Origin of the sequence: Micromonospora sp. NPDC050795 (assembly GCF_044456785.1) — a bacterium.
Lineage (GTDB): Bacteria > Actinomycetota > Actinomycetes > Mycobacteriales > Micromonosporaceae > Micromonospora.
Window position 1 is genome coordinate 44,465 of record NZ_JBITGE010000022.1, and the last position, 23,003, is coordinate 67,467.

Annotated in this window: 22 protein-coding genes and 2 pseudogenes; 9 read left to right on the top strand and 15 right to left on the bottom strand. The window is 71.6% G+C overall.

What is annotated here, in order from left to right:
• Window positions 1-83 precede the first annotated feature (83 nt).
• From ACIBEF_RS20075 to ACIBEF_RS20105, 7 genes are all read right to left on the bottom strand, one after another.
• Entirely contained in the window at window positions 84-1,268 is a 1,185-nt protein-coding gene (locus tag ACIBEF_RS20075) for an ABC transporter permease (protein WP_091402733.1), read from the bottom strand.
• On the bottom strand, window positions 1,265-2,251 hold the full coding sequence (locus ACIBEF_RS20080; RefSeq protein ID WP_396794733.1) for an ABC transporter ATP-binding protein: 987 nt from the start codon (window positions 2,249-2,251) through the stop codon (window positions 1,265-1,267). The genes ACIBEF_RS20075 and ACIBEF_RS20080 overlap by 4 nt, the downstream gene beginning before the upstream one ends.
• Entirely contained in the window at window positions 2,248-3,603 is a 1,356-nt protein-coding gene (locus ACIBEF_RS20085) for an efflux RND transporter periplasmic adaptor subunit (protein WP_396794789.1), read from the bottom strand. The genes ACIBEF_RS20080 and ACIBEF_RS20085 overlap by 4 nt, the downstream gene beginning before the upstream one ends.
• A gap of 79 nt (window positions 3,604-3,682) precedes the next feature.
• Window positions 3,683-4,972 carry a hypothetical protein gene (locus ACIBEF_RS20090; protein ID WP_396794734.1) on the bottom strand — a complete coding sequence of 430 codons (1,290 nt, stop codon included), beginning with the start codon at window positions 4,970-4,972 and terminating at the stop codon, window positions 3,683-3,685.
• Between the two features lie 69 nt (window positions 4,973-5,041).
• On the bottom strand, window positions 5,042-5,617 hold the full coding sequence (locus ACIBEF_RS20095) for a TetR/AcrR family transcriptional regulator (protein ID WP_396794735.1): 576 nt from the start codon (window positions 5,615-5,617) through the stop codon (window positions 5,042-5,044).
• A complete protein-coding gene (locus tag ACIBEF_RS20100; RefSeq protein WP_396794736.1) occupies window positions 5,610-6,410 on the bottom strand; it encodes an alpha/beta fold hydrolase in 801 nt (266 codons plus the stop codon). The genes ACIBEF_RS20095 and ACIBEF_RS20100 overlap by 8 nt, the downstream gene beginning before the upstream one ends.
• A 105-nt stretch (window positions 6,411-6,515) precedes the next feature.
• Complete coding sequence (locus ACIBEF_RS20105; protein ID WP_091402747.1) at window positions 6,516-7,436, bottom strand: proline dehydrogenase family protein; 921 nt, start codon at window positions 7,434-7,436, stop codon at window positions 6,516-6,518.
• Between the two features lie 105 nt (window positions 7,437-7,541).
• Between ACIBEF_RS20105 and ACIBEF_RS20110 the strand changes: the two genes are divergently transcribed.
• From ACIBEF_RS20110 to ACIBEF_RS20120, 3 genes are read left to right on the top strand one after another with little or no spacing between them, the layout of a single operon-like run.
• Window positions 7,542-7,814, top strand: coding sequence for a hypothetical protein (locus ACIBEF_RS20110; RefSeq protein ID WP_396794737.1), 273 nt, complete (start codon window positions 7,542-7,544; stop codon window positions 7,812-7,814).
• A gap of 1 nt (window position 7,815) precedes the next feature.
• Window positions 7,816-8,982 carry a glutathionylspermidine synthase family protein gene (locus tag ACIBEF_RS20115; protein ID WP_396794738.1) on the top strand — a complete coding sequence of 389 codons (1,167 nt, stop codon included), beginning with the start codon at window positions 7,816-7,818 and terminating at the stop codon, window positions 8,980-8,982.
• 19 nt (window positions 8,983-9,001) lie between these two features.
• Window positions 9,002-9,589 (top strand): CGNR zinc finger domain-containing protein, encoded by a 588-nt coding sequence (locus tag ACIBEF_RS20120; protein ID WP_396794739.1) that lies wholly within the window; start codon window positions 9,002-9,004, stop codon window positions 9,587-9,589.
• A gap of 29 nt (window positions 9,590-9,618) precedes the next feature.
• On the opposite strand, the gene ACIBEF_RS20125 is transcribed toward ACIBEF_RS20120, so the two are convergent.
• Together ACIBEF_RS20125 and ACIBEF_RS20130 are read right to left on the bottom strand one after the other, a co-directional pair.
• A complete protein-coding gene (locus tag ACIBEF_RS20125) occupies window positions 9,619-10,425 on the bottom strand; it encodes a sugar phosphate isomerase/epimerase family protein (protein WP_396794740.1) in 807 nt (268 codons plus the stop codon).
• A 75-nt stretch (window positions 10,426-10,500) separates the two neighbouring features.
• Entirely contained in the window at window positions 10,501-11,445 is a 945-nt protein-coding gene (locus ACIBEF_RS20130; protein WP_396794741.1) for a Ppx/GppA phosphatase family protein, read from the bottom strand.
• 80 nt (window positions 11,446-11,525) lie between these two features.
• Here ACIBEF_RS20130 and ACIBEF_RS20135 point away from each other — a divergent pair, with 80 nt between their 5' ends.
• Window positions 11,526-12,323, top strand: coding sequence for a hypothetical protein (locus ACIBEF_RS20135; protein ID WP_396794790.1), 798 nt, complete (start codon window positions 11,526-11,528; stop codon window positions 12,321-12,323).
• A gap of 41 nt (window positions 12,324-12,364) precedes the next feature.
• On the opposite strand, the gene ACIBEF_RS20140 is transcribed toward ACIBEF_RS20135, so the two are convergent.
• Window positions 12,365-12,943 (bottom strand): TetR/AcrR family transcriptional regulator, encoded by a 579-nt coding sequence (locus tag ACIBEF_RS20140; RefSeq protein ID WP_396794742.1) that lies wholly within the window; start codon window positions 12,941-12,943, stop codon window positions 12,365-12,367.
• A 338-nt stretch (window positions 12,944-13,281) separates the two neighbouring features.
• Between ACIBEF_RS20140 and ACIBEF_RS20145 the strand changes: the two genes are divergently transcribed.
• Window positions 13,282-13,935: an NADPH-dependent F420 reductase gene (locus ACIBEF_RS20145; RefSeq protein WP_396794743.1), complete on the top strand. Its 654-nt coding sequence runs from the start codon at window positions 13,282-13,284 to the stop codon at window positions 13,933-13,935.
• 61 nt (window positions 13,936-13,996) lie between these two features.
• Here ACIBEF_RS20145 and ACIBEF_RS20150 read toward each other — a convergent pair whose 3' ends face one another.
• Entirely contained in the window at window positions 13,997-14,680 is a 684-nt protein-coding gene (locus tag ACIBEF_RS20150; RefSeq protein ID WP_030329696.1) for a response regulator transcription factor, read from the bottom strand.
• Window positions 14,681-14,704: 24 nt separating this feature from the next.
• Window positions 14,705-15,988 (bottom strand): sensor histidine kinase, encoded by a 1,284-nt coding sequence (locus tag ACIBEF_RS20155; RefSeq protein WP_396794744.1) that lies wholly within the window; start codon window positions 15,986-15,988, stop codon window positions 14,705-14,707.
• A gap of 204 nt (window positions 15,989-16,192) precedes the next feature.
• Between ACIBEF_RS20155 and phoU the strand changes: the two genes are divergently transcribed.
• Window positions 16,193-16,846: a phosphate signaling complex protein PhoU gene (phoU, locus tag ACIBEF_RS20160; RefSeq protein ID WP_396794745.1), complete on the top strand. Its 654-nt coding sequence runs from the start codon at window positions 16,193-16,195 to the stop codon at window positions 16,844-16,846.
• A gap of 79 nt (window positions 16,847-16,925) precedes the next feature.
• Here phoU and ACIBEF_RS20165 read toward each other — a convergent pair whose 3' ends face one another.
• Entirely contained in the window at window positions 16,926-17,693 is a 768-nt protein-coding gene (locus tag ACIBEF_RS20165) for a phosphoglyceromutase (protein ID WP_357229052.1), read from the bottom strand.
• Window positions 17,694-17,846: 153 nt separating this feature from the next.
• On the opposite strand from ACIBEF_RS20165, the pseudogene ACIBEF_RS20170 reads away from it, so the two are divergent.
• Window positions 17,847-19,126 (top strand): annotated as a pseudogene (locus tag ACIBEF_RS20170) (MDR family MFS transporter).
• A gap of 72 nt (window positions 19,127-19,198) precedes the next feature.
• On the top strand, window positions 19,199-20,494 hold the full coding sequence (locus ACIBEF_RS20175) for an MFS transporter (RefSeq protein WP_396794746.1): 1,296 nt from the start codon (window positions 19,199-19,201) through the stop codon (window positions 20,492-20,494).
• A gap of 365 nt (window positions 20,495-20,859) precedes the next feature.
• Here ACIBEF_RS20175 and ACIBEF_RS20180 read toward each other — a convergent pair.
• A pseudogene (locus ACIBEF_RS20180) lies at window positions 20,860-21,228 on the bottom strand (hypothetical protein); the annotation flags it as partial.
• Between ACIBEF_RS20180 and ACIBEF_RS20185 the strand changes: the two are divergent.
• Window positions 21,167-22,039 (top strand): hypothetical protein, encoded by an 873-nt coding sequence (locus ACIBEF_RS20185; RefSeq protein ID WP_396794795.1) that lies wholly within the window; start codon window positions 21,167-21,169, stop codon window positions 22,037-22,039. The pseudogene ACIBEF_RS20180 and the gene ACIBEF_RS20185 sit on opposite strands and share 62 nt — an antisense overlap.
• 408 nt (window positions 22,040-22,447) lie before the next feature.
• On the opposite strand, the gene ACIBEF_RS20190 is transcribed toward ACIBEF_RS20185, so the two are convergent.
• Window positions 22,448-22,963, bottom strand: a complete 516-nt coding sequence (locus ACIBEF_RS20190) for a YbjN domain-containing protein (protein WP_396794747.1) — start codon at window positions 22,961-22,963, stop codon at window positions 22,448-22,450.
• Between the last annotated feature and the right edge of the window lie 40 nt (window positions 22,964-23,003).

The following is a 23,003-nucleotide window of genomic DNA, read 5'->3' on the forward strand; positions in this document are numbered from 1 at the left end:
TCATGCTCAGGTGGCCGGTTCACCCGATCCGTGCTCCCGGTATCCGCCCGTCCGCGTCCGTCGTCCGGTTGTTCCTTTGCCGCTCATTCGGTGCGCAGCGCGACCACCGGGTCGAGACGGCCGGCGCGCTGCGCGGGGACCACCCCGAAGACGATGCCCACCACCGCCGAAACTCCGAAGGCGAGCGCCAACGACCACCAGGTGATCGCCGCCGGGATCGGCGACAGCGCGTCGACAAGCAGGGCGGTGCCCACGCCCAGCGCCATCCCGGTCAACCCGCCGATCGTGGTGAGCAGCACCGCCTCCAGCAGGAACTGCACGCCGATGTCGCGGGGACGCGCGCCGACGGCCTTGCGCAGCCCGATCTCCCGGGTCCGCTCCCGGACGCTGACCAGCATGATGTTGGAGACGCCGACGCCGCCGACGAGCAGCGAGATGCCGGCGATGGCCGCCAGCACGCCGGTGAGGACGCCGAGGATGTCGCCGAGCACGCCGAGGATCTGCTGCTGGGTGACGGCGCTGAACTCGGTGTCCGGGTGGCGGCGGTTCAGCTCGGCGACGATCCGTTCGCCCAACTCGTCGATCCGCTCCCGGTCCGGCGCCTTCACCGCGATGCCGTCGACCCGCTGGGTGCCCCAGAGTCGTTGCGCGGCGGTGACCGGCACGTGCACCTCGTCGTCCCGGTCGACGCCGAGGCTCTGCCCGAGGGGCGCGAAGACACCGATCACCCGGAACCGCACCCCGGCCAGCGCCACCTGCTGGCCGAGCGGGTCCCGGTCGGGGAAGAGCGCACGGGCGACCGAGTCACCGAGCACCGCCACCCGGCGGCTGGTGTCCACGTCGGTGCCGGTGAGGTAACGTCCCCGCGCCAGCGAGCGGGTGAACACCGCCGGGGTCGTCTCCAGGACGCCCTGCACGGTGGTGAAGTCGGAACGGGCGCCGGCCCGCGCGGTCGCCCCCGAGGCGACGGTGACCGCCACCCGGTCGGGGTCGCCGACCACCCGGGTGACGGCGTCCACGTCCTTGAGGGTCAGCGGCGAGACGACGGGCGCGTTGCCCACCTCGATGCGGCCGGGGACGACCAGCAGCAGGTTGGAGCCGAGCCCTTCGACCTGTTGCTCGACCTTCTGCTTGGTGCCGGTGCCGATCGCCACCAGCAGCACCACCGAGGCCACCCCGATGATCACCCCGAGCATCGTCAGCGCGCTCCGCAGCCGGTTGGCCCGCAGGGCGTCCAGCGCCACCCGCCACGCCTCGGCGACTCTCACGCCGTACCTCCGGGCCGCTCGACGCCGCGCGAGCCCGTAGCGCTCTCACGCGCCTCGCCCGGGTCGGCCTCGGGCCGCTCGACCTCGCGCGGAAGGCGTCCGGTGGCTCCGGCGGCGCCACCGGAGCCACCGGACGGGTGCCCCGGACCGCTTCCGGACGCGGACCGGGGCTCCGCGCTGGGAGCGGGGACCAGTGTCGCAGGTCGACCGTGATCAACGGACGGCGGTCGATCATGAGCGGAGCGCGGGTCGCCGCTGTCCGCCACCACCACCCCGTCGCGCATGGTGATCCGCCGATGAGCGCGGGCCGCCACCTCCTGGTCGTGGGTGACCATCACCAGCGCCACCCCCGACTCCGCGTTCAGTTGTTCCAACAGCCCCAGCACGGCGACGCCGGTGGCACTGTCCAGGTTGCCAGTGGGTTCGTCGGCCAGCAGCACCGTCGGCTCGGTGACCAGCGCGCGGGCGATCGCCACCCGCTGCTGTTCACCGCCGGACATCTGGTTGGGCCGGTGGTCCAGCCGGTGCCCGAGGCCGACCCGGCCCAGCATCGCCGCGGCCCGCTCCCGCCGCTGCCGGGCCGGGACTCCCCGGTAGACCAGAGGCAACGCCACGTTCTCCACCGCCGAGGTACGTGGCAACAGGTGGAACGCCTGGAAGACGAAGCCGATGGTCTCGTTGCGCAGGGTCGCCATCTCCGGTGGCGCGAGGGCGTTGACGTCGCGTCCGCCGATCACCAGGCGGCCACCGGTGGGCCGGTCCAGCCCGCCGAGGAGGTGCATGAGGGTGGACTTGCCCGAGCCGGACGGGCCGACCAGCGCCACGTAGTCCCCCGGCTGCACGGTGAGCGACACCCCGCGCAGCGCCTCCACCGACACCCCGTCGAGCTGGTACGTCCGGGACACGTCCACCGCCTCGATCGCCGGAACGCGCTCCCCTGCCGGCGGATCGCCGCGCGGATCCGCGACGGCGGGTTCGCTCACCGGACTTCCTGGCCGTCGCGGACCTGGTCGGCGCCGCGCACCACGATCCGGTCGCCGGGTTGCACGCCGTTGAGGATCTGCACCAGGTCGGACCCCTGGACGCCAACGGTCACCGACGCCCGGCCCGCCTTGCCGTCACGGACCACCCAGACCGCGTCCCGGCCGTCGGCGGAGAACACCGCCGACGCGGGAACTGTCACCGCGTCGACGGCCTCGCGTACCCGCAGATGCACGATCGCGTTCATGCCGGGGCGGGGCGTCGGAGCGGGCTCGTCCTCGGCCAGCTTCCCGGTGCCCAGCGCCAGGCGGACCCGATAGGTGACCCCGCCCTGCGCGGAGTTGGTGGGCAGCACGTCGACCGAGCGGACGACCGCGTCGTAGCTGGCGCCGGTGACGGCGTCCAACTCGACGGTGGCCGGCACGCCGGCCTTGACCAGCAGCACGTCGGTCTCGTCCACCTCGGCGAGCAGACCCAACTGCCCGGTGTCGACAACGGTCAGCACCGGGGTGCCGGCGGTGACCTGACCACCGACCGCGACGGCGTCGTCCACGCCGGGGGGCGGCCCACCCTGGCCGGGGGCAAGCACGGACGGGTCGAGGCCGGCCGCCTGCGCGCCGCCGGCCTGCTCCAACAGCCCGGCGAGACCGGCATTCGCCCCACCGTCGGCGCGGGTGCCGCCGGGCTGCACCACCCCGGCGATCGGGGCACGCAGGGTCAGCGCGTCGACCGTCGCCTTCGCCAGGTCGTACGCCTGCTGGGCCTGGAGCCGTTGCGCCGCCGAGAGCGCGCCGACGGCGGAACTCAACCCGTTGATCCCCCGCTGCACGGCGCGGACCGCCTGGTCGGCGCTGCGCGCGGCGGCAGCGTACTGGCGTTGCGCGGAAGTCACCTGGGTGAACAGCGCGTCGCGCAGTTGCGGGTCGGCGATCTTCTCGGCGGCCTTGCGGGCCGCGTCGAACGCCTCGTCGGCAGCCTTGTCGGTGCCACGCCGGCTGCTGGTCAGGCTGCCCGCGCCGACGCCTCGGCCGGCGCGCTTCGCGGCGGCCAGCGCCTCCTTGGCCTGACGGAGACGCTGTTGCGCGCTCGGCGAGTCGACCACCGCCAGCACCTGACCGCGCTTGACCCGCTGTCCGGGTTGGACGCGCAGGCTAAAGAGGGTGCCGTCGGCGGGAGCGGTGAGGGTGGCGGCGGCACGGGCGGCGACCGTGGCGGGTGCGTCGATCACCTCGGTGACCGGGTTCCGGGTGGCCGACGCCAGCGCGAGATCGGGGCCTTTGTCGCCGCAGGAGGCGGCGGTGGTGGCGGTGAGGACGACGACGGCGGTCAGGGCGATGAGCAGGCGGGGCCGCATGGTGCTGGCGGGCCGTGACAACTGGGAACGGCGCACCCATCGATGGTACGGCGCACCGCCGCACCGCCTGCGAGCTGCGTCAGGCGGCGGTGGCGCGGACGTACGCCACGCACTCGTCGTGCAGCGTCGACCACTGCTCACCGAACGCCTTCTCGGAGGCCGCCTCGATGGTCCTGCCGTCGTGCACCACGGTCTTGAAGAAGGTGAGCAGCCGCAGCGGCCCGTACCTGTCGACGAGGTGCCGAACGGCCAGGTAGCCGATGCCGTAGCTGGCGGCGACCCGTTCGGCGGACGCGTCGTCGGCGGGGTTGACGCCCTCCAACTTGCCGTCCCAGCCGCCCCGGACCATCTTGCGCACGTCGGCGATCCCCTCGTACCGGTCGACCGCCTGGCCGCCGGCACCGGCGAACTCGGCCAGACCCTCGACCAACCACCAGGTGAGCTTGCCCGGGTAGCCGCGCTCCGGCAGCGACGCCGCGTGGGTCAGCTCGTGCCGCAGCAGGTCGTCGGTGCCGCTGCTGGTGAGCCCTTCGGCGTTGAGCACCACCTCGTGGTGGCCGCCGCCCACCGTCACCGCGTACCCGCCGGTCCATTCCGGACGTTCCCCGCCGTACCAGCGTTGCCACTCGGTGCGCCCGGCGTAGAAGATCCGGTACCGGTCCGGCGGTGAGCCGGTCACCGCGTACCCGTCGGCGACCTTCGCCGCCGCCTCGGCCTGGGCGAGCAGGCCGGGCAGCTTGCCGCGCAGGGCCGGGGTGGTGGCGACGATGGTCCGCGCGCCGATGGCGACCGCCAGGTCGCTGATCTCCCACGGTCGGGTGCCGGTCTCCACCGACTTGGATTCCTCCATGGCGACCATCCGGGGCTGGTCGCCGTTCTCCCGCCACCGGGTGCCGATCAGCACCGGGCTGGGCCGGCAGTTCGGCGTGACGAAGCAGTACTGGAAGCGCACCAGCAGCCGCCACTCGCCGGGCTTGCCGATGATGGGCACGGGCAGGCCACTCGGCTCGGCCCGCCAGCCGGTCACCTTGAGCTCGCGCAGTGCGGCGAAGCGTCGGCGCAGGTCGTTGTGGGCGGCGGGATCGGCGACGGCGAGGAACCCGGCGCGGTCGCCGCCCAGGAGTGCCGCGGACTGCCGGTGGAGCTGGGCGGTGATCCGGTCGGACAGCCCCCGGGCCACGGCCGTGGCCGGGTCGTCGGCCGCCGAGGCGCCGACCCGGCTGACAGTGGCGCGCGAGCCGGTCTCCCGGATCACTCCGACGACGAGCGCCGCCGGCAGGCCGCAGCCCAGCAGCAGGACGACCACCACGAGCACCGTCCACAGCGGCCAGAGCCGCCGCGGTGCTGGCTGCTGCACCTCGTCAGTCACCCGCCGAAGGGTACGACCACTACCTGGACGCGGCGAGGCCGCCCCGGGCCGATCGGCCCGGCGGCTCGTTCACCCGCCGGTACGCGGCCAGGAGCGGAACGAGATGTCCATGCTCGCGACCAACTGGTGGTACGAGCGGTCGACGTCACGGGGCAGACCGAAGCCGCCGGCGGCCTCCAGGGTCACGAAGCCGTGCAGGGCGCTGCGCAGCGCGCGGGTGGCGTCCACCGCGTCGTCACCGGTGAGCCCGTACCCGCGCAGCACCGCGAAGACGGCACCGACGGCGCGTTCGCCGGCCTCGACGTGTTCCTCATCGGCCGGGTCCGGCACCCGCTGGGTGGTCGGGTAGCGGCCGGGGTGCCGGAGGGCGTAGCCACGGTAGGCGTCCGCCATGGCCCGGAGCGCGTCGCCACCGGAGCGGCCGACGGCGGCGGTGGTCATTTCGGTGGCCAGTTCGGCAGTCGCCAGGGCGGCCAGTTTCTGGGTCAACGCGTCCGCCCCCCGTACGTGCTTGTAGAGGCTGGGCAGCGCCACCCCGAGCCGGTTGGCGAGCGCGGCGAGGGTGAGTTGCGGGAAGCCGACCTCGTCGGCCAGCCGGGCCGCCTCCCGTACGACGGTCTGCTGGTTGAGGCCGACCCTAGGCACCGGCGCACACCGCCAGGAAGCCGAGCAGCTCCTCGGCGGTGCGTTGCGGCCGGTCGGCGTGCGGGTAGTGGCCGGACTCCTCGATCATCCGCGCTTCGGCGGTGCCGAAGAGCCGCCGGGCGGCCCGCGCCTCGGCTCCCGGGTCGGGGAAGTCCGGGTCCTTGGAGCCCATCAGCACCAGCACCGGTTGCCGCACCTGCGGGGCACGGGCGGTCCAGTGCGGCTCGGCCGGTGCGATCACGCCGCGCGTCGCGGCCATCCGACCGGGCTCGCGCAGGTTGGCCACCATCGAGCGGCGGTACGCCGCGTCGTCGACGGGCCGGTGCACCGGGAAGAGGGTGTTGTGGAACATCCCGAACAGTCGAGGGCTGTGCAGCACCGACCACATCGCCATCCGCAGCAGCGGGTTGAGCTTCGGCTGACCGACGAACGCGCCGATCTGCACGATGCCGGTGACCAGTTCGGGTGCGTCGGTGGCGGCGAACACCACCGCCGCCGCGGCGGACGAGCTGCCGACCAGCACGGCCGGACCGGCGTCGAGGTCGCGGACCACGGCCAGCAGGTCCGCGCCGACCTCCGCCGGGGCGTACGTGGGCCACCCTGCGCTGGACTCGCCGTGCCCCCGGACGTCGACCGAGGCGACCCGGTGACCGGCGGCCAACAGCAGCGGCACGAGGTGCCGGAAGCTCGCCCTGTTCTCGCCCATGCCGTGCGCGAGGACCACCAACGGCCCCTCGCCCCGCGCCTCGTACGCGATGTGTCCGCCGTCCCGCCGCACCTGGCTAGCTGTCATAGCCTTAAAGCTAAGCTACTTAGCCAAGGTTGGCAAGCCGGATACCCGAAACGGGCCGGCAGTGACCCGAGGGGTCACCGCCGGCCCGTCGGCCGACCGGGGGAACTACTTCTTGGAGATCAGGGCACGGCCGAAGAAGACCAGGTTGGCGGGGCGCTCGGCGAGCCGGCGCATCAGGTAGCCGTACCACTCGTCGCCGTACGGGACGTAGGTGCGCACCGTGTAGCCCTCGCCGGCCAACCGGGCCTGCTCCTCGGGGCGGATGCCGTAGAGCATCTGGAACTCGAAGCGCTCGGGACCCCGGTCGAACCACCGGGCCCGGTCCTCACCGATGGCGATCATCCGCGGGTCGTGGGTGGCCAGCATCGGGTAACCGTCGCCGGACATCAGGATGTTCATGCAGCGCACGTACGACTTGTCCACCTCACGGGCCGACTGGTACGCCACCGACTCCGGCTCCTTGTAGGCGCCCTTGCACAGCCGCACCCGCGACCCGGCCGAGGAGAGCTCCCGGCAGTCCGACTCGGTCCGCCGCAGGTACGCCTGGAGCACCGCGCCGGTCGACGGGAAGTCCTTGCGCAGCCGGCTCAGCACCTCCAACGTCGAATCGGTGGTGGTGTGGTCCTCCATGTCCAGGGTGACAGTGGTGCCCGCCGCGTCGGCCGCCGCGCAGATCGCCCGCGCGTTGTCGTACGCCAACTGCTCGTCGAACATCTGGCCGAGGGCGGAGAGCTTCACGCTCACCTCGGCGGCCGGGGTGAGCCCAGCGGCGCCGAGCATCTTCAGCAGTTTCAGGTATTCGTCCCGGGTGGCGGTGGCCTGCTCGGGGCGGACGGTGTCCTCACCGAGATGGTCGAGGGTGACCGCGAGGCCGTCGTCGACGAGCCCGCGGGTCGCGCGCAACGCGTCGTCGGTGGCGGCGCCGGCGACGAACCGGCGGACGACGTCCCGGGTGTACGGGGCAGTCGCGACGAGCCGCTCGACCTGGGATGACCGGGAGGCAGCGAGGATGACGGAACGGAGCATGAGCCGAGCGTAACGCCCCTGCGAGGGGCCCCGCCGAGGGGCGGCCGGGCCACCTCGGCCCGGGGCGGGGCGGCGGCGGTGGCGTCGATCGGCTACAACGATGCCGTGGACCAACGCCCCCGCCGCCGACTCCGCTCGGCCTCCGTGCAGCTCGGCGCGCTCACCGCTCTCGCGCTCGCTCTCTCCGGCTGCAACATGACCTCGGACGACGACGATGACGACGACTGTGCCCTCGGGCCGGTCGGCGGCGGCGGCACCGTCGCGCTGGCGATGCGGGTCAACGACCCGGCCGCCGGTCGCACCGCCCCGGAGCCGACCACCGCCGCCCTGCCCGAACGCGGTGGATTCGGCACCCACCTCGCCGCCTGCGGCGGCTGACGTGCGCCGCGAGACGGTCACGCCGCGCCCCGACTGGGACGCCACCATCCGGTCGCAGGGTCTGGTCTACGTCGACACCGAGCTGCCCGACGGCGGGATCATGTCGTACTGGGACGAGACCGCCGCGTACGCGTTCGACCTGGACGAGGTGCTGCGGCTGGAGGAGGCCACCGAGGAGCTGCACCGGATGTCGGTGGCCGCCGCCGAGCACGTGGTGGCGCAGCGCCGGTACGCCGAGTTCGGCATCCCGGAGTGGGCGGCCGAGGCGGTGGCCCGGTCGCTGCGCGAGGCCCCACCGACCCTGTACGGGCGCTTCGACCTCGCGTACGACGGCACCTGGCCTCCGAAGATGTTGGAGTACAACGCGGACACCCCCACCGCGCTTGTCGAGGCGAGCATCATCCAGTGGTACTGGCTGGAGCAGACCCGGCCGGAGCTGGACCAGTGGAACAGCCTGCACGAGCGACTGGTCGGCGCCTGGGCCAAGATCGGGGCAGGGTTGCACGACCCCCTGGTGCACGTGCTCTGGTCGAACGAGGAGGAGTCCGGCGAGGACCACATGACCGCCGGCTACCTCGCCGAGACCGCCCGGCAGGCCGGTCTGAGCGTCGAGCTCCAACCCATCCAGGAGATCGGCTGGGACGGCCGACGCTTCGTCGACGCCGACGACCGCCCGGTGACAACCTGCTTCAAGCTCTACCCGTGGGAGTGGATGCTGGCCGAGCCGTACGGGCCGGCGGCCCTGGCCCCGGGCACCCCGACCACCTGGATCGAGCCGGCCTGGAAACTGCTGCTCTCCAACAAGGCACTGCTCGCTGTCCTCTGGGAGCTGTACCCCGGCCACGAGTACCTGCTCCCGGCGTACCTCGACTCGCCGCGCGGCATGCCGGAGTACGTCGCCAAGCCGCTGCTCGGCCGCGAAGGCGGTTCGGTACGAATCGTCACCGCCGATGAGGAGATCACCAACCCGGGTATCTACGGCGACGAGGGCTGGTGTTACCAGGAGTTCCGGGCGTTGCCGATGTTCGCCGGCAACCGGATGGTGCTGGGGAGCTGGATCGTCGACGGCGAGTCGGCAGGCGTGGGCGTACGGGAGAGCGCCAGTCTGATCACTGACGGCTACGCGCGGTTCCTGCCGCACTACATCGACGCGCCGCGCACCCGCTGAGTCGTCTACCGTTGGGGGTGTGAACTTCGACGCGTACGCCCGGACCGGTGTTGACCTGGTCAACGCCCGCCTGGACGACCTCGACGACCTGCGGGCCCTCTTTCCCGACGAGAACGGCTGGATGCGCGACGAGGTCGCCGACCGGGACGTCGCGATCTTCCGCCGGGCGCAGAAACGGTTGCGCGACGTCTTCGAGTACGGCACCTCGGGGCGGGACGCACAGGCGGTCGCCGAGCTGAACGCGCTGCTCGAGGCGTTCCCGGTGCAGCCGCGCATCTCCGGGCACGACTCCAGCGACTGGCACATGCACGTGACCAGCCGGGGTGCCTCGGTCAGCGCCGAATACCTGGCCGGTGCGGCCTGGGGGCTGTCGGTCTGGCTCTGCGAGTACGGCAGCGCCCGGTTCGGGGTCTGCGCCGACGAGCGGTGCGGCAACGTCTACCTGGACACGTCGTCCAACTGCTGCCGGCGGTTCTGCTCGGAGCGTTGCGCCACCCGCTCACACGTCGCCGCCCACCGGGCCCGCAAGCGGGCGGCGGTCGGCGAGCAGGTGAGTGTCGCCCCGCAGCAGACCTCCGCCACCGACTCCCTCTCACCGGTCAGCTGACCGACACCGCCCGATCGTGGGCGGACGGGTCAGGCGTCGACAGGTGACGGCGCGGTCAGGTGCTGGCGGGCGAACTCCAGCGCGGCGCGCAGGTCCGCCTCGCGCACCGCGCGGCTCTTCGCGCCCCGGGTGGCGACCTCCACCGCGACCGCCCCGGTGAAACCCCGGCCCGCCAGCGAGGAGAGCAGCTCCCCGCAGGGCTGGGTGCCACGCCCGGGCACCAGATGCTCGTCGCGGCCCTCGCCGGTGCCGTCACCGAGGTGCACGTGCGCCAGCCCGGCGCCCATCCGGTCGGCCATCTCCAGGGGATCGCTGTGCGAGGCTGCGCAGTGCGACAGATCCAGGGTGTACGACGGGTAGCCGGCGTCGGTCGGGTCCCAACCGGGCACGTACGGGACGAACTGCCGGCCCGCCATCCGCACCGGGTACATGTTCTCCACAGCGAAGCGCAGCCCGCTGAACCGGTCCGCGACGGTGGCCAGACCCTCGGCGAAGTTGCGCGCATAGTCGCGCTGCCAGGTGAACGGTGGGTGCACCACGACGGTCGGCGCGCCCAGCGTCTCGGCCAGCTCGGCGGCCTTGCGCAGGCGCTCCCACGGGTCCGGGCTCCACACCCGCTGGGTGACCAGCAGGCAGGGCGCGTGCACCGAGAGCACCGGCACGTCGTAGTGCGCGGAGAGGCCGCGCAGCGCACCCGCGTCCTGGCTGACCACGTCGGTCCAGACCATCACCTCGACGCCGTCGTAGCCGAGCGCCGCAGCCAGTTGAAACGACGCCGCGGTCGGCTCGGGAAAGACCGAAGAGCTGGACAGGAGCACGGGAACGCGGGAAGTCACATCAGCCAGCGTAGCCCGGCAGCGCCGGGGGCATCGTGACGAGCGCCGGCAAACCGACCGAAAACGGCCACCGGATCAGATCGGCTCCAGTTGATCGAGTCGACGGAGGATGACGCCCTCCCGCAGCGCCCACGGGCAGATGTCCAGCGAGTCCAGATCCAGGCGGCGCATCGCCGCCTCGGCGACCATGGCACCGGCCAGCAACTGGTGGGCCCGACCCGCGCTGACCCCCTCCAACTCCATCAACTGCGCCGGTGGGATGTGCCGGATGAAACCGATCACCTGCCGCAGACCGGCCCGGGTGAGGCTGCGTCGCGCCCACAGCCCGGCACCGGACGGGGCGGCCCCGGCGAGCCGAGCCAGCGTGCGGAACGTCTTCGAGGTGGCCACCGTCCGGTCCCAGCCGACCTGGGTGACCTGGTCGACGACCTTGTCCAGCCGGCTGTCCACGTACTCCCGGAGCTTCTCGACGGCCTCCGCCGACGGCGGGGCCGCGCTCGCCGGGTCGACCCGCAGCCGCTCGCGGGTCAGCCGACCGGCACCGAGCGGCAGGGAGACCGCGACGTCCGGGTCCTCGTCGATGCCGGCGGCGATCTCCAACGAGCCGCCACCGATGTCGAGCACCAGCAACCGGCCGGCCGACCACCCGAACCACCGCCGGACGGCCAGGAACGTCGACCGCGCCTCGTCCGCCCCGGAGAGCACCGCCAGGCGTACGCCGGTCTCGTCCCGGACCCGGGCCAGCACCTCGGCCGCGTTCGTGGCGTCGCGCACCGCGGACGTGGCGAAGGCGATCAGGTCGTCGGCCTCCAGCCCGGCAGCCGCCGCCTTGGCCATGCCCACGGCCTTGACCAGGCCATCGGCGCCCGCCTCGGTCAGCGCGCCGTCGGGGCCGATCTGCTCGGCCAGCCGGAGCACCACCTTCTCGGAGTGCGCAGGCCACGGGTGCGCGCCGTGGTGCGCGTCCACCACAAGGAGATGCACCGTGTTGGATCCGACGTCGAGGACACCCAGTCGCATGGTGAAGACAGTAGGCGCAACACGTTTGCGCGGCTCACCGGCCTGCGGACGTCACCGCGCGTACGCTGGGCCGAGTGACGATGGAGCTCCGTGTGCTGGTGGACGACCCGGGTGACCCGCGCAGCCGCGAGGTGCCCCTGGATTTCCCTCGGGAGTGGATCGAGTTCACCGACCCGGCCGACGAGACGCACCTGATCCGGGCCGACCTGACCTGGCTGCTCTCCCGCTGGACCTGCATCTTCGGCAAGGGCTGCCACGGCATCATCGCCGGGCGGGCCGCCGACGGGTGCTGCTCGCACGGCGCGTTCTTCACCGACTCGGACGACGAGAAGCGGGTTCGCAACGCCGTCCGGCGGCTCACCCCGTCGACCTGGCAGCACTTCCGGCGCGGGTTCAAGAACTGGACCGACGAGGACACCATCGACGGCAAGAACCCGGCCCGACGCACCGCCACCCAGAGCCCCGACGCTCCGTGCGTGTTCCTCAACGACGCCGACTTCGCCGGCGGTGGCGGTTGCGCCCTGCACGCCCAGGCGCTGCGCGACGGGGTGCACCCGTTGGAATACAAGCCGGACGTCTGCTGGCAACTGCCGATCCGCCGCGATCAGGACTGGGTGAAGCGACCGGACGACAGCAAGGTGCTGGTCTCCACCCTGTCCGAGTTCGACCGGCGGGGCTGGGGAGCCGGCGGGCACGACCTGGACTGGTGGTGCACCTCCTCGACGGACGCGCACGTCGGCACCGAGCCGATGTACCTGTCGTACGCCCCGGAGTTGACCGCGCTGATCGGCGCTGCCGCGTACGAGCGGCTGGCCGAGCTGTGCGCGACCAGGACGAGGCAGGGCATGATCGCCCCGCACCCGGCCGACCAACCCTAGCGGATCTTGGTAGCGTTCCCCGCTACCCCGGCGGTCGTCGCTCAGCGCAGGGCGTCGTCGACAAGCGTGCGAGCGCTGCGCTGGGCCGCGTCGGCGACCAGGGGGTCGCCGTCCAGCACACCGGCGACGAGCCCGCCGTCCAGCAGCAGGGTGAGCTGCTGGGCGAGCAGTTCCGGCTCGGCCGCGCCGGCCCGACGGGCCAGCTCGGTCACCCAGGCACGGACCACGGTCTTGTGCTCGACCGTCCGGGCGTGTACCGGCCCAGCGGCGGACGACTCGGCTGCGGTGTTGATGAACGCGCAGCCGTGGTAGCCCTCCCGGCGACAGGCGCCGGTCAGCGCGTCGAACATCCCAACCAGTTGGTCGCGTGGCTCGTCGCCGGCATCGCGGGCCGCCGACCGCAACGCGCCGAACCACGCCTGGTCGACCCGATCGAGGTACGCCAGCACGAGGTCGTCCTTGCGCGGGAAGTGCTTGTAGAGCGTCGCCTTGGCCACGCCCGACTCGGCGATCACCGTGTCCACCCCCACGCCGCGCGGCCCGTGCGCGTAGAAGAGTCGGAACGCGGTGTCCAGGATGCGGTCCCTGGCCGAGCCGGCCGGAGTGCGGGGCGCGGGCATCGGTGCTCCCTCGTTCTGCTGATGACAGCCCTGATCCTATAGACAGCTTCGTCTACGGAGGCAGTGCCCTCGGCCTCGCGACGGCTTCGCGACGGCCTCGCGGACGAGGGGCGGGACATGGGACCGGGGCGCTTTGGAGCTGAATCGCTTGTGACATCAGCGGAAGACACCGGCCGGCGACGGCGGATGACTCGTCTGTGACATCAGCTCCAAAGGACCGCCAACCGTAGTGCCGCTCCTCCGGGCATCCAGTGGGGGCTGCGGTAGACAGACCTGTCTGTTAGCCTGCTGCCGATCGGCACGAGCCGATTCGATGCCCCGACGGAGGATCGATCGACATGCGTATCGCAGTTCTCGGCACCGGCTCGGTCGGTCGAGCCATCGCCGCCCGCACGGCGGAGTTGGGTCATCAGGTGACCATCGGCACCCGCGACGTCGCGGCCATCCGGACCGGCGACCACGCCCACTGGGCGGCGCAGCACCCCGAGGTCGGCCTGGCGACCCTCGCCGAAGCCGCAAGCGGCGCCGAGCTGGTGGTGAACGCCACGAACGGCAACGGCTCGCTGCCGGCACTGGCCGCGGCCGGCGCACCGAACCTGGCCGGCAAGGTTCTGCTCGACATCGCCAACCCGCTCGACTTCGGTGCGGGTTTTCCACCCACCCTGTCGGTGCTCAACACCGACTCCCTCGCCGAACGCATCCAGCGCGAGTTTCCACAGACCAGGGTGGTCAAATCCCTCAACACGGTGACCGCCGAGCTGATGGTGCACCCACATCAGCTCGCCGAAGGTGCGCACAGCGTCTTCGTCTCCGGAGACGACGCGGAGGCCAAGCGGATCGTCACCGGACTGCTCGTCAGCTTCGGCCACACCGACGTGATCGACCTCGGCGACCTCTCCACCGCGCGGGGCACCGAGATGCTGCTGCCGCTCTGGTTGCGGCTCTACGGTCGACTCGACACCGCGAACTTCAACATCAAGGTCGTCCGCTGACCGAGCGGGAACAGCCCGAAGGGGGCCTGCGTCGAGCGCAGACCCCCTTCGGGTACGCCGATCACGGCTCGAACTTGTAGCCCAGACCCCGCACCGTGACGATGAAGCGCGGCGCGGACGGCTCCGGCTCGATCTTGGAGCGCAGCCGCTTGACGTGCACGTCGAGCGTCTTGGTGTCACCAACGTAGTCGGCGCCCCAGACCCGGTCGATGAGCTGGCCGCGGGTGAGCACCCGGCCCGCGTTGCGCAGCAGCAGCTCCAGCAACTCGAATTCCTTCAGCGGTAGCTGCACGGCCCCGCCGTCGACGGTCACGACGTGCCGCTCGATGTCCATCCGCACCGGGCCGGCGGCGAGCGTCGGCGCACCCGCCTCGGCCACCTCCGGGCTCTGCCGGCGCAGCACCGCCCGGATCCGGGCGACAAGTTCCCGCGGAGAGTACGGCTTCGTGACGTAGTCGTCGGCGCCGATCTCCAGCCCGACCACCTTGTCGATCTCGCTGTCCCGAGCGGTGACCATGATGATCGGCACGGCGGAGCGCTGCCGCAGTTGCCGGCAGACCTCGGTCCCCGACATCTCGGGCAACATCAGGTCGAGCAGCACGATGTCGGCGCCGGTCCGGTCGAACTCGGTGAGGGCGTCGGTGCCGGTCGCGGCGACCGAAACCTCAAAGCCCTCCTTACGGAGCATGTACGACAAGGCGTCGGAGAACGACTCCTCGTCCTCGACCACGAGAACGCGGCTCAACGGGGATTTCCTTTCCATCTGCTGTCAGACCTGCCGTAGCCCAGTCGGACCGGACTCGATCCCAACCGGCGGCAGTGTCGCCAGGAGGTCATCCGGTGGACTGGCGGGCAGCCGGAGGGTGAACGTCGATCCACCACCAAGAGTGCTCGACACCTCGACCCGTCCGCCATGGTTGCTCGCAATGTGTTTCACGATCGCCAGGCCGAGCCCGGTGCCGCCGGTGGCACGCGAGCGGGCCTGGTCGGCCCGGTAGAACCGCTCGAAGATCCGGTCCACGTCGGTAGGGGCGATACCGATGCCCTGGTCGGCGACGGCGACCTCGACGTGCTCGTCGTCGCCCCGCAGGGTCACCCGCACCGTGGTGTCCTCGCCCGAGTAGTTGATGGCGTTCTCCACCAGGTTCGCCACCGCCGTGGCGAGTTGGGAGTCGCTGCCGTACGCGGTCAGGCCACGTTGCCCGTCCACGGTCACCGCGACACCCCGGGCGGAGGCCGTGGTGCGGGTCCGGTCGACCACCTCGGCGATCACCCAGTCCAGCGCGACCGGTTCCGGTGGCGGCTGCGGCTCAGCCCCCTGCAACCGGGTCAGTTCCAGCAACTCCTGCACCAGCCGACCCAGCCGGGTCGACTCGTGCTGGATCCGTTCGGCGAACCGGCGGGCGGCCACCAGGTCCTCGGAGAGGTCGGGCGTCGCGGCGTCGGCCGGCTCGGTCGCGTCCAGCAACGCCTCGGCGAGCAGTTGCAGGGCACCGATCGGGGTCTTCAGCTCGTGGCTCACGTTCGCCACGAAGTCGCGTCGTACCCGGGTCAGCCGGTGCGACTCGGTCACGTCGACCGCCTCGACCGCGATGAACCCGTTGCCGAGACCCATTGCCCGCAGGTGCACGCCGAGCGGGTTCTCCCCCGCGCTGTCGCGACCTCGGGGCAGGTCCAGCTCGATCTCGCGTCGCACGCCGGTGCGCCGCACCTGGCCGGCGAGGGTACGGATCAGCGGGTGCGCGGCGATGGAGCCGGGTGTGCTGCCGGTACGCAGGAGCCCCATCGCGCGGGCGGCCGGGTTGATCAGAACGGGGACATCGTCGTTGTCCAGAACCACGACACCGGCCCGGAGGGAGTCGATCGTCCGACGACCGAGCCCGGCCTGCTGCTCGTCGACTATCGCGGGCCTCCCCCTGTTCCAGCGGAAGCTGACGCTCCCCGTCGACGTGGAGCGACCGTCCCGCCTCGGCAGGAACCGGGGCAGCAGCAAGCCGGCGGCCATCCCGGCCACCAACGCCACGGCCACCACGACCGCCACCGCCCACTCCACCCGGCGATCGTAGGGTCATTGTTAACCTGGCTACCACACAGAACGGGACGAACTACCCTCACTTACGGAAGTGTTCACCCCCACGTCTGGCGTCGTTCACCGTGGTTCATCCGGGATCCGTCCGCGCGCCCTACCGTTGGCGTCGCACCTGCTCAACCCCCTGCGCCGGCACCCGTCGGCGGCGACCGACCACAGGACGTGATGATGCGCGACGAGTTCCGGGCCGACCTCCAGATCGTCAGCCAACTGCTGGTGGACATGGCGGAGGGCGTCCGCGCCGCCATGCGCCAGGCCACCCGGGCCCTGCTCACCGCCGACCGGCAGGCCGCCGAGACGGTCATCGAGCGGGACGCCGAAATCGACGACCTCTACCGGCACGTCGAGGAGCGGGTCTGTGACCTGCTCGCCCGACAGGCGCCGGTCGCCTCCGACCTCCGGGCGATGATCACCGCGCTGCACGTGGCCGCTGATCTGGAGCGGATGGGCGACCTCGCCGAACACGTGGCGAAGACCGCGCTGCGCCGGCACCCCTCTCCCGCCGTCCCGGCCGAGCTGCGGACTGTCTTCACCGAGATGTCCGAGATCGCCGACCGGATGGCCGTCAAGATCGGTTCGGTGCTGGCGAAGCCCGACGCCGACCTCGCCGGTGAGCTGGACCGCGACGACGACGCCATGGATGAGCTGCACAAGAACCTGTTCGCCGTGCTGCTCGGCGACGACTGGCCGTACGGGGTGGAGACGGCGATCGACGCCACCCTGCTGGGCCGCTTCTACGAGCGCTTCGCCGACCACGCGGTGAACGCCGGCGAGCACGTGATCTACCTGATCACCGGGGAGAGCGCCCCCACCGGCAACTGACCGGCAGGCAGAGGGCCCCTCACCATCGCTGTCCGCGATGACGAGGGGCCCTTTTTCTGGTGGCTCAGCTTCTGGTGGCTCAGCGCCCCTGGTTGGCCACCGCCGCGGCGGCTGCCTTCGCGGCGGTCGGGTCGAGGTAGGTGCCGCCCAGGGTGAGCGGACGCAGCTGCGGGTCGAGGTCGTAGCGCAGCGGGATGCCCGTCGGGATGTTCAGCTTGGCGATCGCCTCGTCGGAGATCTGGTCGAGGTGCTTGACCAGGGCACGCAGCGAGTTGCCGTGCGCGGCCACCAGCACCGTCCGGCCGGCCAGGATGTCCGGCACGATCGAGTCGTACCAGTAGGGCAGCATCCGGTCGACGACGTCCTTGAGGCACTCGGTGCGCGGCATCAGCTCGGTCGGCAGCAGCGCGTAGCGCGGGTCACCCACCTGCGACCACTCGTCGTTGTCGTCGATGGGCGGCGGTGGCGTGTCGTACGACCGGCGCCAGAGCATGAACTGCTCCTCGCCGTACTCGTCGAGGGTCTGCTTCTTGTCCTTGCCCTGCAGGGCGCCGTAGTGCCGCTCGTTGAGCCGCCACGACCGCCGCACGGCGATCCAGTGCCGGTCGGCGGCGTTGAGCGCCAGCTCGGCGGTGCGGATCGCCCGGCGCATCAGGCTGGTGTGCACGACGTCCGGCAGCAGGCTGTGCTCGCGCAGCAGCTCACCGCCGCGCCGCGCCTCGCCCTCGCCCTTCGCGGTCAGGTCGACGTCCACCCAGCCGGTGAAGAGGTTCTTGGCATTCCAGTCGCTCTCACCGTGTCGCAGCAGGACCAGCGTCCCGACGGTGGGCCCTTCGCTCGCAGTCATGCGGATCATCCTGCCTCAACCGCCCGACGGACACGCGGGCAGTCGTCGTGACGACCACCACGTGAAAAAGCTGATGACCAGCGGATCCGGCCGACACTAGGGTTGTAAGGCACGCCAGTCAGATCGGTCATTACTTGCAAGCGGGGGCGCCATATGCGGACGATGCGGAGTTGGTTCCGGGACACCACCGGCGGCTTACCGACCACCTTCTGGTACCTGTGGTCGGGCACCCTGATCAACCGACTCGGCTCGTTCGTCCTCGTCTTCCTCGCCATCTACCTGACCCAGGAACGTGGCTTCTCGGCCTCGCAGGCCGGCCTGGTGATCGGCCTCTGGGGTGTCGGCGGGGCGTTCGGCACCACCGCCGGCGGCACCCTCGCCGACCGGTGGGGCCGCCGGCCGACGCTGCTCACCGCCCACGTGGGCGCGGCGGCCATGATGCTCGGGCTCGGGCTGGCCCGGGATCTCTGGGCGGTGGCGCTGGGCGCGCTGCTGCTCGGCATGTTCGCCGAGGCGGCCCGGCCCGCGTTCGGGGCGATGATGATCGACGTGGTGCCGGCGAAGGACCGGCTGCGTGCCTTCTCGCTCAACTACTGGGCGATCAACCTCGGTTTCGCCTGCGCCGCCGTCCTCGCCGGCCTCGCCGCCCAGGCCGACTACCTGCTGCTGTTCGTGGTCGACGCCGCCACCATGCTGATCACCGCGTTGATCATCTTCAGTAAGGTGCCGGAGACCCGACAGGCCGGCCCCGCCACCGCCGCCAGGGCAGCGGCGGCTCCGCGCGGCGCCCTGCGCACCATCCTCACCGACCGGGTCTACCTCGGCTTCGTGGCACTCAACCTGTTCGCCGCGCTGGTGTTCCTCCAGCACATCTCGATGCTGCCGATCGCGATGGGCGACGACGGTCTGAGCCCCGCCACCTACGGCTCGGTGATCGCGCTCAACGGCATCCTCATCGTGGTCGGCCAGCTCTTCGTACCCCGACTGATCCGGGGTCGGAGCCGCTCCCACGTGCTCGCGCTGGCGTCAGTGGTGATGGGGGTGGGGTTCGGACTGACCGCGTTCGCCGGCACCCCCTGGTTCTACGGGCTGACCGTGCTGATCTGGACGGTCGGCGAGATGCTGAACTCGCCCTCCAACTCCACGCTCATCGCCGAGTTGTCCCCGGCCGAGCTGCGCGGGCGCTACCAGGGTGTGTTCTCCCTCTCGTGGCAGATCCCGGGGCCAGCGCGCCGATCCTCGGTGGCCTGGTGCGCGAGCATGCCGGAAACGACACCCTCTGGTACGGCTGCGCCGCGCTCGGCCTGCTGACCGCGGTGGCCCACCTGGTGTCCGGACCGGCCCGGGAACGGCGTGCGGCAGCGCTGCGCCACTCCGGCGAGGCACTGGCACCGACGACCGTCTCCCGCGCGGCACAGCCTGCCGAGGCGTAACGAGTGGCGCGGCGGTGCCGGATTTCCTACTGTGCAGGGAATAGTTAACAACCTGAACTGTCGGGAGGTCGGGTGCACGCCCTGCGGCGCTGGTGGCACGACAGCGCAGGCGGACTGCCCGCCACCTTCTGGTACCTCTGGGCCGGCCTGCTGATCAACCGGGCCGGCGCGTTCGCCATGCTCTTCCTCTCGCTCTACCTCACGGACGTACGCGGCGCGAGCGAGGCGCTGGCCGGCACCGTGGTCGGCGCGTACGGGGCCGGCGGAGCGGCCGGCGTGCTGCTCGGCGGGGTGCTCGCCGACCGGTGGGGCCGCCGGGCGACCCTGCTCGCCGCGCACCTGGCCACCGTCGGCCTGATGGTGGCGCTGGCCTTCACCCGACCCCTGCTGCTGATCGCCGTGCTCTCCGCGCTGATCGGCGTGGTCCACTCGATGCCCAGCCCGGCGTTCGTGGCGGCGATCGTCGACGTGGTGCCCGCCGAACGCCGCTCGCGCGCGTTCAACCTTCAGTTCTGGGCGTTCAACCTGGGCATGGCGGTCGCCTCGCTGCTCGCCGGGGTGCTGGCCGAGGCGAGCTTCACCGCGCTCTTCCTGGTCGACGCGGGCGCCACACTGACCGCCGCCGCCGTGATCGCCTGGAAGGTGCCCGAAACCCTGCGGCTGGCCCGGCCAGCGGCTGGCCCCACGCCCGCCACCAGCGCGGCACCGAAACCCGTCCGGGCCCGTCGGCCTGGACTGCACACCGCGCTCACCGACCGTACCTTCCTGGTCTTCGTCGGGCTCACCTTCGTGCTGGCCGTACTCACCATGCAGACGTCGACCATCATGCCGCTGGCCATGCGCGCGGACGGCCTGGGCCCATCGGCGTACGGGCTGGTGGTGGCGCTCGGCGGCGCGCTGATCGTGGTCGGGCAGCTGTTCGTGCCCCGGCTGATCGACAGGCACCGCAAGGACGTGGTGCTGGCCGCCTCCACGGCGCTGCTCGCGCTCGGTTTCGGGGCGCTCGCCATCGCCGACGAACTGGCCATCTACCTGGGTGCCGCAGTGGTCTGGACGGTCGGCTCGATGCTCGCCGCCCCGCCCAACGCGCAGATCAACGCGGACCTGGCGCCACCGCAGCTACGAGCCCGCTACCAGTCGGTCTTCTACCTGACGTTCCCCGCCGCGGCGTTCGTCGCGCCCACCCTCGGCGGGGTGAGCCTCCAACACCTCGGCGACCGGCACTGGCTGATCGTGGGCGGGCTGGGTCTGCTGGCCGCGCTCGGACACCTGCTCGCCGGACCACCCCGGGAGCGGCACGTCGCCGCGCTGCGCCAAGTTGTCGACCCGAAGCCGACAACCGACGCGGACCGCGTACCGATCGGATGACCGACGCAAAGCGCCCACCACGTCCCTGAGGTCGTGGTGGGCGCTCGAAGGCGGGGCCGGCGGCGGCGGGCAACACTCACCCCCGTAAGCATCGCCCGCTCACGCCGCCGGTCCAAACAGGTGGGAACCGTCCCCCAACGGCCGTTCCACCCGTCCCCTCGCGCCTCGTCTGGTGCGCGGATCTGATCGATCCGCCGCTCCCCCGAACGTTTCCAAACGTGGCGCGGTGCAATAAAGCTAGTTCGCCCGGATTCTGGATTCAACCCAGAACGGCTGTCTCGCCGATCACAACTGGCGAGTATCCGCTGCTCCAGCCTCGTCCGTTGGCAACAGTCGGGTACCCATCGGCGATTCCCGCAAACACCTCAACCGTCTTCCCGATCGGGTGACTCGGTCCGGAAGAAGCTGCTCTGACGGCCGTTCCGCAACTGTTCCTGATAAATCAGGTTCAGCCGCCGCAGGTCAAACGTGTGGAACCACTCATCCCAGGTGATCTCGCGAATCCGGCTGCTTTCCCGGTATCCGGGAATGTTGAAGGTCAACACACCCGCACGGCCATCCCGCTCGGTGCCAGCGATGGTCGCCGGCTTGGCCCCGCGTTCCCGGGCCCACCGCTGGATCACCTCGTGGTTCGCCGTGATCAAACTCCGTCCCGGCCGCTCCGGCCGGTCCGTGATCGACGAGATCACCTGCGAACTGCGGACCGACCGCCCCGTACCCCGTCCGGTCCGGATCCCGCCGGCCGCCGTCCCGCCACCGGCCGACGGCGTCAACGTGCGCTTGGCCGGTGTGCTCTTGGCCGCCGCGCTCTTGGCCGGTGCGGTGCGCTTCGCTGTCGTACGCTTCGCCGCCGCGCTCTTGGCCGGTGCGGTGCGCTTCGCCGCCGCGCTCTTGGCCGGTGCGGTGCGCTTCGCCGTCGCGCTCTTGGCCGGCGTCGCGCGCTTCGCTGCCGGCCGCGCCGGTGCCTTCTTCGCCGGCGCCTTCCGCGCGGGTGCCGTACGCGCCGTCGCTGTTTTGCGGGCCGCCGTGCTCTTCCGCGCCGCAGCGGTCTTCCGGGCGGCCGTGGTCCTGCTCGCAGCCGTGGTCCTGCTCGCGGCGCTGGTCCTGCTCGCGGCCGTGGTCCTGCGGGCGGCCGTCGACGTCGCCGCTGTGGTTCTCTTCGCGGCGGTCGCCTTCGCCGGCGCCCTCTTCGCCGCCGCCGTCGACTTACGCGCGGCCGTCGCCTTCGTTGCGGCGGCCCGCTTCGCGGGTGCGCTCTTGTTCGCCGGCGCGGCCTTCGCGCGGCTCGACGTCGGCCTGGCCGCCGACCTCTTGGTGGCAGCCGCACGACCCGCCGACGCCCGGGTGCCGGTGGCCCGGCCCGACGGGCCGGTGCTGCTCCGACCCGCACCGGCGCGCATCGAGCGCACCAACTGTTTCACCAGGTCGGGCTTGCGCAGTGCGGAGATCCCGGAGACCCCGCGTTTGCGCAGTTGCCCGCGGATGTCCTCCACCCGCATCCGGGAGATCTCCGACTCGGAGATTCCGGGCGTACCCGGCGTCTGATTGCCGGCCTGTCGCTTCGTCCTGGTCGCAGTCGCGCCGCGACCTGAGCTGTTCCGCTGAGCCATGGGACGCTCCGCTCCTTGGCACTCCGTCATCGGCGCGCGGGGGTCCCTTGCCGCACCGCGCGGAGCGGCATACCCGTCAGGAGCACTCCGAACCACCGCCAACTCGCCATGACCGCCCCGCCCGCGCCGATCTTGCGTTTTCGGTCGTCGAAAAGCGAGGAATGCCCCCTACGCCGGGACAGCAAGTGCAAGATCGCGGCCGAACTCGATCAATCATGGCGTTGTGGTGCCTGGTTTGGTGTGATGCGAGGACTTTGTCACCCACCACAACTCCATGATCGACGGGGCTGGGGCGGGGGCAGGGCGGGGTGCGTGGGCGGGGCGGGGCGGGGCGGGGCGGGGGTCAGGTTGGGTCGGGGGTGGCGGTGGAGGGTTCGAAGAGGTGGGCGAAGGCGGCCAGGTTGGCTGTCGACTCGCCCCGCTTCACCCGCCACTCGTACTCACGCCGGATCGAACTGCCGAAGCCGATCTCCAGCATCGTGTCGAACGACTCGTCGGCGTACGTGAGCACCGCGCCGAACAGTCGGTCCAGCTCGTCGGCGTCCACGCCGGCCGGATTGACCCGACCGGTCAGGTACACGTCGCCGACCGCGTCGGTGGAGAAGGAGACGCCGTACATCCGGGCGTTGCGCTGCAACAGCCAGGCCCACAGCTCCTCGCGGCGCTCGTCCGGCTGGCGCATCACGAAAGCCTCGATCCGCAGCGCGTGCTCGCCGACGATCAGGTTGCAGATCGTCTTGAGTTTGTGGGTGCCCGGCAGCGTCACCGCGTACGAGCCGGGGCCGGTCGACTCCCAGGCCAGGTCCCGCTCGGCGCAGACCGATTCGATCAGGGTCGCAAGATCGCTCTTCGGGCTCACCGGACCCACTCTACGACCGACCCGGCTCACGCACCCGGTG

Bases quoted from the DNA above. Each gene is read 5' to 3' on its own strand.
- ACIBEF_RS20085 (WP_396794789.1), bottom strand. From the start codon at position 3,603: ATGCGGCCCCGCCTGCTCATCGCCCTGACCGCCGTCGTCGTCCTCACC.
- ACIBEF_RS20100 (WP_396794736.1), bottom strand. From the start codon at position 6,410: ATGACAGCTAGCCAGGTGCGGCGGGACGGCGGACACATCGCGTACGAG.
- ACIBEF_RS20105 (WP_091402747.1), bottom strand. From the start codon at position 7,436: ATGCTCCGTTCCGTCATCCTCGCTGCCTCCCGGTCATCCCAGGTCGAG.
- ACIBEF_RS20130 (WP_396794741.1), bottom strand. From the start codon at position 11,445: ATGCGACTGGGTGTCCTCGACGTCGGATCCAACACGGTGCATCTCCTT.
- ACIBEF_RS20135 (WP_396794790.1), top strand. From the start codon at position 11,526: ATGGAGCTCCGTGTGCTGGTGGACGACCCGGGTGACCCGCGCAGCCGC.
- ACIBEF_RS20140 (WP_396794742.1), bottom strand. From the start codon at position 12,943: ATGCCCGCGCCCCGCACTCCGGCCGGCTCGGCCAGGGACCGCATCCTG.
- ACIBEF_RS20145 (WP_396794743.1), top strand. From the start codon at position 13,282: ATGCGTATCGCAGTTCTCGGCACCGGCTCGGTCGGTCGAGCCATCGCC.
- phoU (WP_396794745.1), top strand. From the start codon at position 16,193: ATGCGCGACGAGTTCCGGGCCGACCTCCAGATCGTCAGCCAACTGCTG.
- ACIBEF_RS20165 (WP_357229052.1), bottom strand. From the start codon at position 17,693: ATGACTGCGAGCGAAGGGCCCACCGTCGGGACGCTGGTCCTGCTGCGA.